General features: G+C 69.4%; 14 protein-coding genes. 7 read left to right on the top strand and 7 right to left on the bottom strand.

The window, feature by feature from the left end:
• The first annotated feature begins 1 nt into the window (after window position 1).
• The 3 genes from KO481_RS20745 (at window position 2) to KO481_RS20735 (ending at window position 1,790) form a co-directional block, all read left to right on the top strand.
• The gene (locus KO481_RS20745) at window positions 2-820 is read left to right on the top strand and encodes an ABC transporter permease (protein ID WP_245401188.1); all 819 of its coding nucleotides are present in this window, start codon (window positions 2-4) and stop codon (window positions 818-820) included.
• Window positions 821-910: 90 nt separating this feature from the next.
• Window positions 911-1,423, top strand: coding sequence for a peroxynitrite isomerase (locus KO481_RS20740; RefSeq protein ID WP_215918837.1), 513 nt, complete (start codon window positions 911-913; stop codon window positions 1,421-1,423).
• A 205-nt stretch (window positions 1,424-1,628) separates the two neighbouring features.
• Entirely contained in the window at window positions 1,629-1,790 is a 162-nt protein-coding gene (locus tag KO481_RS20735; RefSeq protein ID WP_215918836.1) for a hypothetical protein, read from the top strand.
• A 32-nt stretch (window positions 1,791-1,822) separates the two neighbouring features.
• On the opposite strand, the gene KO481_RS20730 is transcribed toward KO481_RS20735, so the two are convergent.
• A complete protein-coding gene (locus tag KO481_RS20730) occupies window positions 1,823-3,655 on the bottom strand; it encodes a penicillin-binding transpeptidase domain-containing protein (protein ID WP_372452087.1) in 1,833 nt (610 codons plus the stop codon).
• Between the two features lie 71 nt (window positions 3,656-3,726).
• Entirely contained in the window at window positions 3,727-4,857 is a 1,131-nt protein-coding gene (locus tag KO481_RS20725; RefSeq protein WP_215918835.1) for a CdaR family transcriptional regulator, read from the bottom strand.
• A 107-nt stretch (window positions 4,858-4,964) separates the two neighbouring features.
• Between KO481_RS20725 and KO481_RS20720 the strand changes: the two genes are divergently transcribed.
• Together KO481_RS20720 and KO481_RS20715 are read left to right on the top strand one after the other, a co-directional pair.
• The gene (locus KO481_RS20720; protein WP_215918834.1) at window positions 4,965-6,350 is read left to right on the top strand and encodes an MFS transporter; all 1,386 of its coding nucleotides are present in this window, start codon (window positions 4,965-4,967) and stop codon (window positions 6,348-6,350) included.
• Window positions 6,347-7,609, top strand: a complete 1,263-nt coding sequence (locus KO481_RS20715) for a D-amino acid dehydrogenase (protein ID WP_215918833.1) — start codon at window positions 6,347-6,349, stop codon at window positions 7,607-7,609. The genes KO481_RS20720 and KO481_RS20715 overlap by 4 nt, the downstream gene beginning before the upstream one ends.
• A 16-nt stretch (window positions 7,610-7,625) precedes the next feature.
• Here KO481_RS20715 and KO481_RS20710 read toward each other — a convergent pair whose 3' ends face one another.
• From KO481_RS20710 to KO481_RS20700, 3 genes are read right to left on the bottom strand one after another with little or no spacing between them, the layout of a single operon-like run.
• Window positions 7,626-8,492, bottom strand: a complete 867-nt coding sequence (locus KO481_RS20710; RefSeq protein ID WP_215918832.1) for a GNAT family N-acetyltransferase — start codon at window positions 8,490-8,492, stop codon at window positions 7,626-7,628.
• A gap of 51 nt (window positions 8,493-8,543) precedes the next feature.
• Window positions 8,544-9,701, bottom strand: a complete 1,158-nt coding sequence (ispG, locus tag KO481_RS20705) for a flavodoxin-dependent (E)-4-hydroxy-3-methylbut-2-enyl-diphosphate synthase (RefSeq protein WP_215918831.1) — start codon at window positions 9,699-9,701, stop codon at window positions 8,544-8,546.
• Window positions 9,702-9,711: 10 nt separating this feature from the next.
• Window positions 9,712-10,548 carry an AraC family transcriptional regulator gene (locus tag KO481_RS20700; RefSeq protein WP_245401187.1) on the bottom strand — a complete coding sequence of 279 codons (837 nt, stop codon included), beginning with the start codon at window positions 10,546-10,548 and terminating at the stop codon, window positions 9,712-9,714.
• 173 nt (window positions 10,549-10,721) lie between these two features.
• Here KO481_RS20700 and KO481_RS20695 point away from each other — a divergent pair, with 173 nt between their 5' ends.
• Together KO481_RS20695 and KO481_RS20690 are read left to right on the top strand one after the other, a co-directional pair.
• Window positions 10,722-11,195 (top strand): RrF2 family transcriptional regulator, encoded by a 474-nt coding sequence (locus KO481_RS20695; RefSeq protein WP_215918829.1) that lies wholly within the window; start codon window positions 10,722-10,724, stop codon window positions 11,193-11,195.
• Window positions 11,196-11,289: 94 nt separating this feature from the next.
• Window positions 11,290-12,501, top strand: a complete 1,212-nt coding sequence (locus tag KO481_RS20690; protein ID WP_215918827.1) for an NAD(P)/FAD-dependent oxidoreductase — start codon at window positions 11,290-11,292, stop codon at window positions 12,499-12,501.
• 69 nt (window positions 12,502-12,570) lie between these two features.
• Here the strand turns inward: KO481_RS20690 and KO481_RS20685 are convergent, their stop codons facing one another.
• Window positions 12,571-12,957 carry a hypothetical protein gene (locus tag KO481_RS20685; protein ID WP_215918825.1) on the bottom strand — a complete coding sequence of 129 codons (387 nt, stop codon included), beginning with the start codon at window positions 12,955-12,957 and terminating at the stop codon, window positions 12,571-12,573.
• Window positions 12,958-13,114: 157 nt separating this feature from the next.
• Window positions 13,115-13,507: a MerR family transcriptional regulator gene (locus tag KO481_RS20680; protein WP_215918823.1), complete on the bottom strand. Its 393-nt coding sequence runs from the start codon at window positions 13,505-13,507 to the stop codon at window positions 13,115-13,117.
• Between the last annotated feature and the right edge of the window lie 48 nt (window positions 13,508-13,555).

The raw sequence follows: 13,555 nt of genomic DNA, 5'->3' as shown, positions 1-13,555 counted from the left end.
CATGAGCGTGCCACCGATGGAGACAGCCGGGATGATCCGGTACCCCGAGGGCTCGGCCGCCGCGCTGCTGCGGCACACCGTCGTTCAGACCCAGCGGCTGCTGCTGCGCTGGTCCCGCAGCCCGGTCACGCTGGTGGAGACGCTGGTCTTCCCGGTGCTGCTGCTGGTCATGCTCGACATCGTGGTCGGCAGCCAGATCGAGCGCTTCTCCGGCACCAGCGCCCTGTACGGGTCGGTGCCTATGGTCGCGATCATCGGCGCCCTGTCCGGGGCGGCGGCGAGCGGGGTGATCCTGGGCCGCGAGCGCGAATCCGGCCTGCTGGCCCGCCTCTGGGTGCTGCCGGTGCATCGGGCCTCGGGCCTGGCCGCCCGGGTGCTCGCCGAGGGGTGCCGCATCCTGGCCGGAACCGCGGTGGTCGTGGTGGTCGGCCTGCTGCTCGGATTCCGGTTCCAGCAGGGTCCGGCCGCCGCGGCCGCCTTCGTCCTGATCCCGGTGCTGCTCGGGCTGGCGGTGGCCACGATGGTGACCGCGGTGGCCGTGTTCACCGCCAAGGCGACCCTGGTGGAGGGCATCGCGGTGCTGAGCTCGCTGCTGATGTTCTTCTCCACCGGATTCGTCCCCCTGGCCGCCTATCCGCGGTGGATTCAGCCGGTGGTGCGCGAGCAGCCGCTGTCCGTGGCGGTGGACACGATGAAGGCGTTGTCGCTGGGCGGTCCCCTCGCCCGCCCGCTCGCTCTCACCGTTGCGTGGTCGCTGGGCCTGATCCTGGTCTTCGCGGTCCCGGCGGCCTTCGGCTACCGCCGGGCCAGCCGCCGGTGAGCCCGGGACGATCCGCCGTTGTCAAGGCCCCCTCCGCATCTTGTCGCAAATCGGCGCATCGACTAGGCACCCGGCACTCTCGGGCGCACTATGCTGACCGCCGTGCTCGAACCGCAATCTCCCGTCACGCCCCACCCCGACATCGCCCATCTGGCCCCGCTGCTGGGCACCTGGCGCGGCTCCGGCCACGGCGAGTATCCGACCATCGAATCCTTCGACTACGACGAGGAGATTCACTTCGGTCATGTCGGCCGCCCGTTCCTGACCTACCGGCAGCGCACCCGCCACGCCGGCGACGGCCGCTCGCTGCACGCCGAGACCGGCTACCTGCGCTGCGCCGGCCCGGACCGGATCGAGCTGATCCTCGCGCACCCGACCGGCATCACCGAGATCTGCGAGGGCACCATCGAGCTGGCCGAGGACGGGCTGCGCCTGGAGATGGGCTCCACCCACATCGGCCGCAGCAGCACTGCGAAGCTGGTCACCGCGCTGGGCCGCAGCTTCCGGCTGGTCGGCGACACGATCGACTACTCGCTGCGGATGGCCGCGGTGGGGCAGCTCGAGCAGCACCACCTCGCCGCCACCCTGCGACGCGCGGAGTAGTAACCCAACCGAGACAACATTGTGACCCATCCGCTGACCTGCACGATTGTGCGGTTTTGCCGGTATCCAGCCGCGGATGGGGGTTGTCCCTGCATGGCGTGCCGCCTTACCGTTTTTGGGTCAGCTAACACCTGGCGACCATGGTTTGAATCCTTCGCCTTTCGCTCACCCACACGGGAGAACGCCCACCCATAGGGGGAAGACTATGAAGCGGTCGGCTCTAGTAGTTTTCACCGCGGGAATGATCCTGGCCGGCGCCGGTGCCGTGGAGATACTCGGCGACAATTCGGACGGCGGCAACACGCCGGCGCACACGAATGCCCCCGCCGCCGCCCACGGCGACCTGAAACCTCTGCACGAACGCTGAACTGAAGCAAAACCCCACTGCCGCAAAAATTCTCACGCTCCCGACGGCACCGCGAGCAGCATATCGCGGGTCACCGCCACCGCATTGTCGGAGCTACCGCCCTCGACCAGCAAGGTCGCCCACGCCATATCGCCGCGGTATCCGATGAACCACGAGTGCGATCCGCCCTCCACCTCCGCCTCACCGGTCTTGCCGTAGACCTCGCCCTGATCGGCGATCCGGCCGGCAGTCCCGTCGAGCACCACCTTGCGCATCATCTGCCGCAGCCCGACGATGATCTTCGGCGCGGGTGCGGATCCGGCACCGGACACCGTCGTCGGGTGCCCCGACAGCAGGTAGGGCACCGGCGTGGAGCCGTGCGCCACGGTGGCCGCGACCAGCGCCATCGCGAACGGGCTCGCCAGCACCCGGCCCTGCCCGATCCCGTTCTCGGTGCGCAGGGTCTGATCGCCGGTCGGCGGGACCGACCCCGAGGCGGTCGGCAGCCCGGCGATCGTATAGTCCGGGCCCACACCGAATTTCGCGGCCGCGGTGGTCAGCGCATCCCCCGGCAGCCGACTGGCGATCTCGGCGAAGGCGGTGTTGCAGGACCGGGCGTAGGCCACCGCCATCGAGGTGTCGCCGAGGCTGAATTCGTCGTAGTTGGGGATCGTGCGCTGTCCGATCACGATCCGGCTCGGGCACGGCACCGTGCTGTCGGGCTCGGCGATACCCGCCGACATCGCCGCGGCCGCGGTCACGGTCTTGAAGGTCGAACCCGGCGGATACAGGCCCGAGGTCGCCACCAGGCCGTCGCTGTCGGCCTGTTTGTTCTGCGCCACGGCCAGCACCGCGCCGGTCGAGGGCTGGACAACCACCATCATCGCCTTCTCGGTGCGGCCGTCCACCGCGCGCTGCGCCGCGTTCTGCACGTCGCGGTCCAGGCTCAGCGCGAAGGACGGGGCCGGTTGCGGCGCAACCTCTTTCAGGATGTCGGTGTCCACGCCGTTGGCATTGACGGTGACGACGTCCCAGCCGGATTTGCCATCGACCTCGTCGATGACGGTCTTGCGCACCTGGGTGATCAGGTCCGGCGCGAAGTTCCGGTCCGTGGGCACCATATCCCACTCCTTGGCCATGGTGACCCCGGGCAGTCCGAGCAGCGCGTCGCCGATCTGGTCGAACTCCCAATCGGTCAGCTGCGCAACGGTATCCGTGCCACCGGCCTGGCGGGCGGCAGCCAGGATGGCGGCCGGGGTGAGGGTGTCGTCGAACCGCGTCAGCGCCGAGCTCAGCGTGTTCACGGTGTATTGCTGATCGATGGCATCGGCCAGGGTGAGCGTGATCCGGTGCACCACACCGGGTATCAACACATCGGTGCCCGAGCGCTCGTTGACCCTGGCGCGCGGAGCGGGGGTCTCGCGCAGCGCCATCGTCTGGGTGTCCCCGAGTCGGGGATGAATGTCCGAGGCCATCCAGCGCACCTGCCAGCGACCGTCGGTGCGGCCCATCGGCAGTTCCCCGGAGTAGGTCCAGACGCGTCCCCGGGCCAGATGCCATTCGTAGGTGTAGTCCACCGTGGCGGTATCACCGCTGATGTGGGCCGAGCCGGTGTGCGCCGACATCTGCTGTGCACCCAGGTTGTCCCAGGCCGCCGCGAGCGCGGCCCGTGCCCTGTCGGGCTGATTGGTCATACCTGCCGCGGACCCCACGTCGTGGCGGGCGAATGCGGTGACGAAATCGTCGGCGGCCACGACCGGCCCCTGCGGCCCGCCACCGCACGCACCGGTCGCCGCCCCGACCACGGCGGCGGCCAGCACGATCAGCATCCGGTGCCGCACTCGCCCATTCGTGCGGTACCAGCCGGGATTTCGCAGCGTCGCCATCGCATCGAATGGTATCCAGGCAATGTGCCCGCTAACCGGTCGACACACGGGAGAACGCGCTCGCCGTCACCTCACACCAGGCAGGCCAGGTACATCGCGACCGCGATCTTGGGGTCGCGGGGATTGCGGCCGGTCAATGCGGCGATCTTGTCGAGCCGGTAGACGACGGTATTGCGGTGGATCGACAGGCGCGCGGCCGTCCCGACGAGATTGAATCCGCTTTCACACCAGGCAATCAGCGAATCCCGCAGGGCCGCATAGTCGGGCTCGATCACCAGACGCGCGAGCTGCGCGTCGGTGAAACGGGCGCGCGCGCCGTGACCCGCGGCGTCCAGCAACTGCAGGACGCGAAGATCCGCGATGTCGGCTATCGCGATGTCGGCGCCGGATCTCGGCGAACCCAGCCGGAGCGCGGCGGACGCGTCCGCCAGCGAATCCGCGATGCCGACAACACCCGAACCGGTCCCCCCGATACCGACGTGCACGACGATCTCGTATCGCCGCCGGAGCAGTTCGGCGGCGCGCCGCCCGCGCCCGGCCGGGGAGTCCGTCCCACCCTTTCGCGGACGGTGCAGTACGGCGTACCGCCCGACGGCCATTTCGGCGACGATATCCGCACGGGCATCGAAGATTTCGGCGATCGTCCGGGACGCCGACGGCTGACGCGCCGCGCCCGGCTGCACCTCGAAGACGAGGGACACCCGCTCGTGCGCGAGGTCGTAGCCGAGTTCGGCCGCCCCCGCCAGCACGATCTGCTCGTCGACCACGCGCGGGTCGAACAGGGCGATGTCGCGCACGAGCTGGGCGAGCCGATTCTCGCGCAGCAGGCGCGTGCGCTGGTACAGCGATTCCCGGAGCAGAATCTCGGTCTGACGCTGAACCAGCTGCCCGAGCTGGGTGACCTGCCCCGGCGGCCCGGTGATCCCGACCGTTCCGACCACGGCCCCGTCGAGCACGATCGGCATCGTAATGCCCGGAAGCACCCCGATCAGCGCACTGGCCTGCGCGCTGTCGTGGCTCGCGGCCGTCCCGGTCGCAAGAACCCCGACCGACGCCTCGTGGACCGACCCGAGGCGACCGGGGTCGCCGCTGCCGATCACCATCGCATCATCATCGGTGATCAGGACATTGCGGCCGAGGATCCGCGTGGTCTCCGCCGCGATTTCGCGGGCGAGATCTGTGGTGAGAACGGATGAAGCCATACCTGACCGCTCTGGACGAACCGTACAAATTCTTGCTGGAATAGCCTGTGCGAATACAGCATAGAAGACAGTGACCTACGTCATACTCGAAATTATCGTTGTGGCGCATGACAGCAATACCCACCTCCCTGGAGCACGCTCCCGCGTCGCGAACCCAGTGGTTGATCACTCTCTACGCGGGCGGCGGCGAATTCTGCGACGGTTACATCCTGAGCATCATCGGCGTTGCGCTACCGCTGCTGACCACCTCGTTCTCCCTGACCTCCGCCGACGCGGGACTGCTCGGCGCGGCATCGCTGATCGGAATGTTCTTCGGCGGAACGATTTTCGGCGCGGTGACGGACCGGTTCGGGCGGCAGAAGGTCTATCTCGCCGATCTGGCGTTGTTCATCGTCCTGTCGGCGCTGCAGTTCTTCGCCACGGAACCGTGGCAGCTCATCGTCCTGCGCAGTCTGATGGGTGTGGCGATAGGCGCGGATCTCGCGATCGCGGGGACGATCGCCTCGGAATTCGCGCCGCAGAAGTCGCGCGGACCGTTGCTCGTCGTCCTGGTCACGATGTTCTCCGTCGGCGCCGCGGTGGCCTACGCGGTGGGCTGGGCAATGCTGCACCTCGGGCCCGACGCGTGGCGCTGGATGCTCGCCAGCAGTGCGGTACCCGCCCTGGTCATCCTCGCCATGCGCTTCGGCACGCCCGAGTCGCCGCGCTGGCTGCTCAACAGGGGCCGGACAGCCGAGGCCGAGTCGGTGCTGCGACAGATGCTCGGCCCGGACGCGACCATCGCCGACATCGCCGAGCCCGAGGACTCCCCGCGTGGCTATCTGACCATCTTCCGCGGCGAATACCGCCGCCGCACCCTGTTCATCGCCCTGTTCTGGGCGTGCCAGCTACTGCCCATCTATGCGATCGCAACGTACGAACCCACCATTCTCGAATCGTTCGGCATGGCCAAGGGCAGTACCGCCTACCTCGGTGCGGTGCTGATCCAAATCTTCTATGTCGCCGGATCGCTGTCCGGCGCGCTGTTCATCAACCGCGGCCGGCGCAAGCTCCTGCTGTACAGCTTCGCGATCTCGGCGCTGCCGCTGCTGGGTCTCGCGCTGTGGGCGCATCCGCCGATCTGGCTCGTGCTCGTCCTGTTCGGCGTCTTCGGCATCGCGATGTACTCCGGGCAGTGCCTCGAGGCGATCTATCCCTCCGAGCTCTTCCCAACCGGCGTGCGCGCCACCGCCAACGGATTCGCCACCGGCGCAAGCAGAATCGGCGCGGCGATCGGCGTCTACGGCGCACCCCACCTGCTCGGCTATTCGCTGCAGCTCGCGATGCTGGTCGGCGCCGGCGTCGCCGGTCTGGGATGGCTGTTCACCCTGCTCATGGCCCCGGAGACCGCGGGCAAAGCACTGACCGAATCCAGCGCTGTCACACCGGGATCCGGCGCGCGAACCGCGAAACCGGCGGTCGCGGACGGCAACCAATTGGGGGCGGCGCTATGAGGATCGCCGTCATCGGGGCGGGCGTGGTCGGCGTCGCGACCGCCCACGCCCTTGCCGAACGAGGCCACAACGTGCACGTCTACGACCGTCGCACCGAGGTCGCCATCGACACGAGCGCCAGCACGGCCGGTTTGATCGCACCGGGTCATTCCTACGCATGGGCCTCGCCGAGCGCACCGGCGATGCTGGTGAAATCCCTGCTCGGCGAATCGACCTCGATCCGGGTTCGGCCGCGCGCGGATGCCGACCTGATCCGGTGGGGCCTGCGATTCCTGCGCGAGTGCACACCCTCGCGGTCGCGGACCAACACGCTGGCGAAACTCCGGCTGGCCCAGTACAGCCAGCACCTCATGGACGAGCTCACCGCCCGGATAGGCCTGCGGTACTGGCAGACTCACACCGGCGTGCTGTACCTCTACCGGGACGCCGGCGATCTGCGGGCCGCCGAACGCAATTCACGCCTGCTGCGGGAACACGGCCGGGATCAGCGGGTCCTGGACCCGCAAGAGGTCGTCGCACTCGAACCCGCCCTGGGGCACAGCCGGTTCCGATTCGCGGGCGCCATCCACGACACCTCGGACGGGACGGGCGATCCACACCGATTCGCGGTCGGGCTCGCCGAGGCCTGCAGGACGCTCGGCGTGAGCTTTCACCTCGGCGTCTCGATCACCGGACTGGAGACCGACGGCTCGTCGATCAGCCGGATCATCGGTACGGACGGCCCGATCCACGCCGACGCGTTCGTGCTCGCCGCCGGACCCGCCAGCCCCTTGCTCACCCGCACGATAGGCCACCGGATTCCGGTGTACCCGGCCAAGGGCTACAGCGTCACCGCCACCGTCAAGGACCCCGATCGCGCGCCTGCGACCGGTGGCATCGACGAACGGACGCTCGTCGCGTGGTCCCGGTTCGGCGGCGACATCCGAATGTCGGCCACCGCGGAGTTCGTCGGTTACGACCGCGGCAGCGCCCCCGCGGACTATGCCGGGATCGTCGCCGCCGGAAACGAGCTGTTCCCCGGCGCAATCGACTGGGACACCGCGCGCTACCGGACGGGGCTGCGACCGATGACACCCGACGGACCGCCGCTGATCGGGCTCGGCAGGCACGACAACCTCTACTACAACACCGGCCACGGCCACGTCGGATGGACGATGGCCTGCGGATCGGCGCGCATACTCGCCGACCTCGTCGACGAACGCGGCCCCGATATCGATCCGTCGCCCTATTCACCGATAGGCCGCAACCGGCACCGCTGATCGGGGCGCAGTGCGCTCAGTCGACGAGCACCGTGGCGAAGGTGGCCACCTGACGGAAACCGATCTTCGCGTACGCGCGCCGCGCGACCTCGTTGTAGCAGTTCACGTACAGGCTCGCGGTGCGACCGGAGGCGACGACGGCATTGGCGACCGCGGCGGTGCCCGAGGTGCCCAGGCCCACACCGCGACGCTCGGGGTGGACCCAGACGCCCTGGATCTGGCCGGTGCGCCGGGACACGGCGCCCACCTCGGCCTTGTAGACCACGCGGCCATCCTCGAAGCGCGCCCAGGCGCGGCCGGACTGGATCAGGCTCGCCACCCGGCGGCGGTAACCGCGCCCGCCATCGCCCGCGCGGGGGTCGACGCCGATCTCCTCGGTGAACATAGCCACCGCGGCCACCAGGTAGCGGTCGAGTTCGTCGGCACGCACCCGGCGCACCCGCGGATCCGCGGGCACCAGCGCGGGCCCGTCCAGGGCCAGCAGCGGCTGCTCGGGCCGCAACTCGCGGGGCGCGCCCCAGCGCTGCGTCAGCAGCTCCCACAGCGGCAGCGTCAGCTCCTGCCGGCCGACCACCGAGGAGCACACCCGCGCCGAGCGCGTCGCACGCTCGGCGAAGGCCCGCAGGTCGTCGGGGCTACCGCGCAGCGGGATGAGATTGGCGCCCGAGAAGCACAGCGACTCTCCGGGCCCACCGCGGCTCCACAACTCGCCGAGGCCGCCGTTGCGGGTCTCGATGCCGTGCTCCTGCAGCCGCGCGGCAACCATGCACGCGGCCACCGGATCGGTGTCCAGAATCTGCAGCGCGAGTGCCAGATCGCGATTCGCGAGCTGGCGGGCGCCGGACAGCCGGCCCCGTCGAGTCGGTTCGAGCACACTCCGCACGATCACAGCCTGCCATGAACCGCCATGTCGTGCGGGTCTTTCCCCGCGCCGCTACCGGACGGTGACAACCGGCCCGCCCGCGTCGGCGCCCTCACCCATCTCCTCGGCGATGCGCATCGCCTCCTCGATGAGGGTCTCCACGATCTGGTGCTCGGGCACGGTCTTGATGACCTCGCCCTTGACGAAGATCTGGCCCTTGCCGTTGCCCGAGGCCACGCCCAGATCGGCCTCGCGGGCCTCGCCGGGACCGTTCACCACGCAGCCCATGACGGCCACGCGCAGCGGCACCTCCATGCCCTCGAGCCCGGCGCTCACCTCGTTGGCGAGGGTGTAGACGTCGACCTGCGCGCGCCCGCACGACGGGCACGAGACGATCTCCAGCTTGCGCGGGCGCAGGTTCATCGACTGCAGGATCTGGTCGCCGACCTTGACCTCCTCGGCCGGCGGCGCGGACAGCGACACCCGGATGGTGTCGCCGATGCCCTCGCTCAGCAGCGCACCGAACGCCACCGCCGACTTGATGGTGCCCTGGAACGCGGGCCCGGCCTCGGTGACACCCAGGTGCAGCGGGTAGTCGGACTGCGCGGCGAGCTGGCGGTACGCCTCGACCATGACGACCGGGTCGTTGTGCTTGACCGAGATCTTGATGTCGCCGAAGCCGTGCTCCTCGAACAGGCCCGCCTCCCACAGCGCCGATTCGACCAGCGCCTCCGGGGTGGCCTTGCCGTACTTCTGCATCATCCGCTTGTCCAGCGATCCGGCGTTGACGCCGATGCGGATCGGGATGCCCGCGGCCGAGGCGGCCTTGGCGACCTCCTTGACGCGGCCGTCGAATTCCTTGATGTTGCCCGGATTCACCCGCACGGCCGCACACCCCGCGTCGATGGCGGCGAAGATGTAGCGCGGCTGGAAGTGAATATCGGCGATGACCGGGATCTGCGACTTCTTGGCGATCGTCGCGAGCGCGTCGGCATCCTCCTGGCGGGGGCAGGCCACGCGGACGATATCGCAGCCCGAGGCCGTGAGCTGCGCGATCTGCTGCAGGGTCGCGTTGATGTCGTGGGTTTTGGTGGTGGTCATGGACTGCACAGAGATGGGGTGATCGCTCCCCACCCCCACGGTGCCGACCATGAGCTGACGAGTCTTACGTCGCGGTGCTAGGACCGCCGCGGGTGCGGCGGGCATCCCCAATGCGATGCCACTGGTCACGTTCAGCTGCCTACTTTCGTATCTGCTCGGGATCCGCTGCCGAGTCTAATGCCGGTGGACTATCGGGTGGCGTGTGAGTAGGCCGACATGGTCTCGTAGGCCAACCCCACGCCACGTCGTCCACGGCGAGAAACGGCTCGGCTACCACCGCCGCCGGGGTCACTCCGGTGTATGCCACCACATCCCGGTGCAGGTGGGATTGGTCGGCGTAGCCGAGGTCGGCGGCGACCGTGGCCGGGTCGCGGCCCGCAACCAGGGCGTGGACGGCGTGGTCGAAGCGGACCAGTTTCGCGGCGCTCTTGGGCGGGAGGCCGAGCTGGGATCGGAATCGGGTCCACAGCCGCTTGCGGCTCCAACCCAGTTCGGCCGCAAGGTGTTCGATACGTACCCGGCCGTGGTCGGCGACTATGCCGCGCCACGCCCACGCCACCTCCGGAGCCGGCTGCGCCGCCTCGGCGTAGCGGCGCGCCAGCCAGCCGTTCGTCAGCGCGAAACGGTCCTCCCAGCAGGGGAGTTCGTGAAGCCGTTCGGCGAGGCGGGACGCCTGCGGGCCCAGGAGCTCGTCGAGGGTCACCACGGCGTCGTCCAGGTCGGCCACGGTCCCGCCCAGCACCGCGCGGGCGACCATCGGCGACAGCCGCACCTGCAGGCATTCGTAGGTCTCGACCCGCAGGGCCTGCAGCGGTCCGCCGAATCCGAGGCCGGTGACGAAGCTGCCCCGGTGTTGCCGCCCGGCGGCGTCCTGCGCGGCGACCGCGCCGCCGAGTACCAGGATCAGGGTGACGGACGGGTGCGGGATCAGGCGGAGGGCGGGCGGGGTAATGCCGCGGTCGCCGAATCCTGCCATGCTGACCCCTGGCACGCGACTCGGTCGCGCGGGACATGCTATGTCCCACAGCATCTCGTCGTCACGCGCGGTCACGCCAGCCCTCATCTCCCCATGCTACGCAGGCGGGCCCCGGAACTTCGGCTCGCGCCACGACCTTGCGCCACCAAACCGGGACATCTAACATCCCCATTATGAAGATGGGCGAGGGTGTCGAGTGGAGCCTGCACTGCTGTGTGACGCTGGCCTGGCTCGAGGAGTCCGGGCCGGTGCCGATCGGACGGATGGCCACCTGGTTCGATCTTCCGCCGGAATATCTGAAGAAGCGGCTGCAGCCGCTGGTCCGAGCCGGAATTCTCGTCTCCACGCCGGGCATTCGCGGCGGGTTCGAGCTGGCACGGCCCCCGGAGCGAATCACCATGCTCGACGTGGTCACGGCCGTCGAGGGCGAGGTGAATCCGTTCCGCTGCACGGAGATTCGGCAGCGCGGGCGCAGCGGTGAGCTGGCCGGCCCGGAATTCAGCCGGGCGTGTGGCATTTCGGTGGCCATGCGCCGGGCCGAGCTGGCGTGGCGGCGGGAGCTGGCCGCGCAGACGATCGCCGATCTGGCGGCGGGCGCTCCGGCCGCCTCGGCCGCGCGCACCCGCAAGGGATTCAGCACCGACTGAGCCACAACCGGCCGCGAAATGCGGCCGATACCAGCGTTGATTCATAACCATAAAGGGGATAAGAAATATCCCTTTTAGAAACCAGGAGGAGATCATGACCGGAATCGTGGTGCTGGGCGGAGGTTTCGCCGGGGTGTGGAGCGCGGCGAGCGCGGTCCGGCTCGCCCGGCAGGTGGGACGCGACGTGCCGGTGACCCTCGTCGCCCCCGGTGACGATCTGGTGATCCGGCCGCGCCTGTACCAGGCCGAACCCGATCGGATGCGGGTCGCGCTCGACCGGGTGCTGGGGCCGATCGGGGTGCGGCGGGTGGCGGCCACGGCCACCGCGATCGGCACCGAAGCGCGCACGATCGGCGCCGTGGGCCGCGACGGCCGCAGCGTCGAAATCGGCTGGGACCGACTGATTCTCGCGACCGGAAGCCAACTGAACAGGCCCTCGATGCCGGGCTCGGAGCTGCTGCACGACGTCGACACGCTGCCCGCCGCGGCGGCGCTCGAGGCGCACCTGCGCAGTCTTCCGGACACGCCACAGCGCGAGGGCCGGTACACCGCCGTCGTCGTCGGGGCCGGTTTCACCGGTCTCGAGATCGCTACCGAGCTGGTGGGCCGGCTCGGCGCCGTCGCGGGCGATGAGCCGGTCCGGGTCGTGCTGGTGGAACGGTCCGGGGAGATCGGCCACGAACTCGGCCCCGGCCCGCGCCCGCAGATCATCGAGGTGCTGTCGAATCTCGGTGTGGCGCAACGTGTCGGCGTGAGCGTGGCCGAAGTGCGGCCGGATCTGGTCGTCCTGACCGATGGCACGCAGATCCCCGCCGCGACCGTCGTGTGGACCGCGGGCGTGCAGGCCAGCCCGCTGACCGCGGATATCCCCGCCGCCCGCGACCGGCTCGGACGGCTGGCGGTGGACGAGAATCTGCAGGTGTCCGGCGTGCCGGGCGTGTATGCCGCGGGCGACACCGCCGCCGCGGCCGCCGAACCGGGACGGACCGTGCTGCAGTGCTGCCAGCACGCCCTGCAGCTGGGCAGATTCGCCGGGCACAACGCGGCGGCCGGACTGCTCGGCCTCGAGCCAGTGCCGTTCACCGCCACCCCCTACGTCACCTGCCTCGACCTCGGGGCCGACGACGCGGTCTCCACCCGGGGCTGGGATCGCACCGTGGTCTCGACGGGCGCGGTCGCCAAGGCCCGCAAGCGGACGGTCAACGAGGTGTGGATCTACCCGCCCACCGACGATGCGGACGAGCTGCTGCGGCAGGCCGACTACCGGTTCTCGGTGCGGCAGCTCACCGAACCGCAGCCCGCATAGCCGTCCGTGGCGGATCCGCGCATCGACGTGTGCGGATCCGCCGTGGGACGCCGTCGGCTCAGGCTCGGATCATCCGAGTGTGAACACGTTGGCCGTGCCCTGCACGACCGTTTCGCCCGGATCCACCAGCGCGGCCCGCACCTGTACCTGCTGCCCCCGGTTCACCGGCTGTCCGGTCAGGACGACGATGGCCTCGTGCTGGGCGCTGTCGCAGACAACCGAGTTGTTCCGGCCGGTGGCCTGCGGGTGGTCCGCCTGCGGCGCGCCGACCATCACCTCCACCGCGGCCACGCCGCGTCCCTTGTCGCAGCTGTAGTTCACCTTGACATTGCTCGGGCCGACGCCGGTGATGGTGATGGCGTTCGCGGCGAGTGCGGGTCCGGCGGCCAGCAGCAGGGCCGCTCCCACCGCCCCGGCGGCCGTCGTCAGACGAATGATGTGCCGAAATTTCCCCATGGTGACCATTCTCGTCATTCCTCCTGCGTCGCGGATCGGATCGCTGACCACACTCAGAACACGCCGTGGCGCTCATCGCGCCACTTCCCCATCGTCCCTCACATCCACACCACACACACCAACCGGGGCCCGATTCCGCCCCCACCCCACGCGTCCGCTATGTCCGGCCGCCGCCCGGCCCCGCACCCCGCATACAGCCGCGCAACGAGTCGATATAGGTGGTCATGGCGTCGCGATTCCGGGCCAGCAGGGCGACGCGGTCGCTGAGGCGGTCGCGCTGATGCTCCAGCACGGCGATGATTTCCGGTGTGGCATCGGCGAAGTGAATATCGGCCGGGTCCTCGAGGCAGGGCAGGATCTGCTTGATGATGCGGGTCGGCAGGCCCGCCTCCAGCAGGCCACGGATGTGCACCACCTGATCGACGAGGCGCTCGTCGTAGTTCCGGTAGCCGTTCGCCGAGCGGCCGACGCGAATGAGGCCCTGCTCCTCGTAGTACCGCAGCAACCGCGGCGAAGTATCCGCGCGTTCCGCCAATTCCCCGATTCGCATATGCCGATCCTCACAACGACTTCCGGTTGACCCTCACATTTGTGTGAA

Source organism: Nocardia albiluteola, from assembly GCF_018860155.1.
GTDB lineage: Bacteria > Actinomycetota > Actinomycetes > Mycobacteriales > Mycobacteriaceae > Nocardia > Nocardia albiluteola.
The sequence above is the reverse complement of the archived record's forward strand: the minus strand, read 5'-3'. Positions and strand labels throughout refer to the sequence as shown.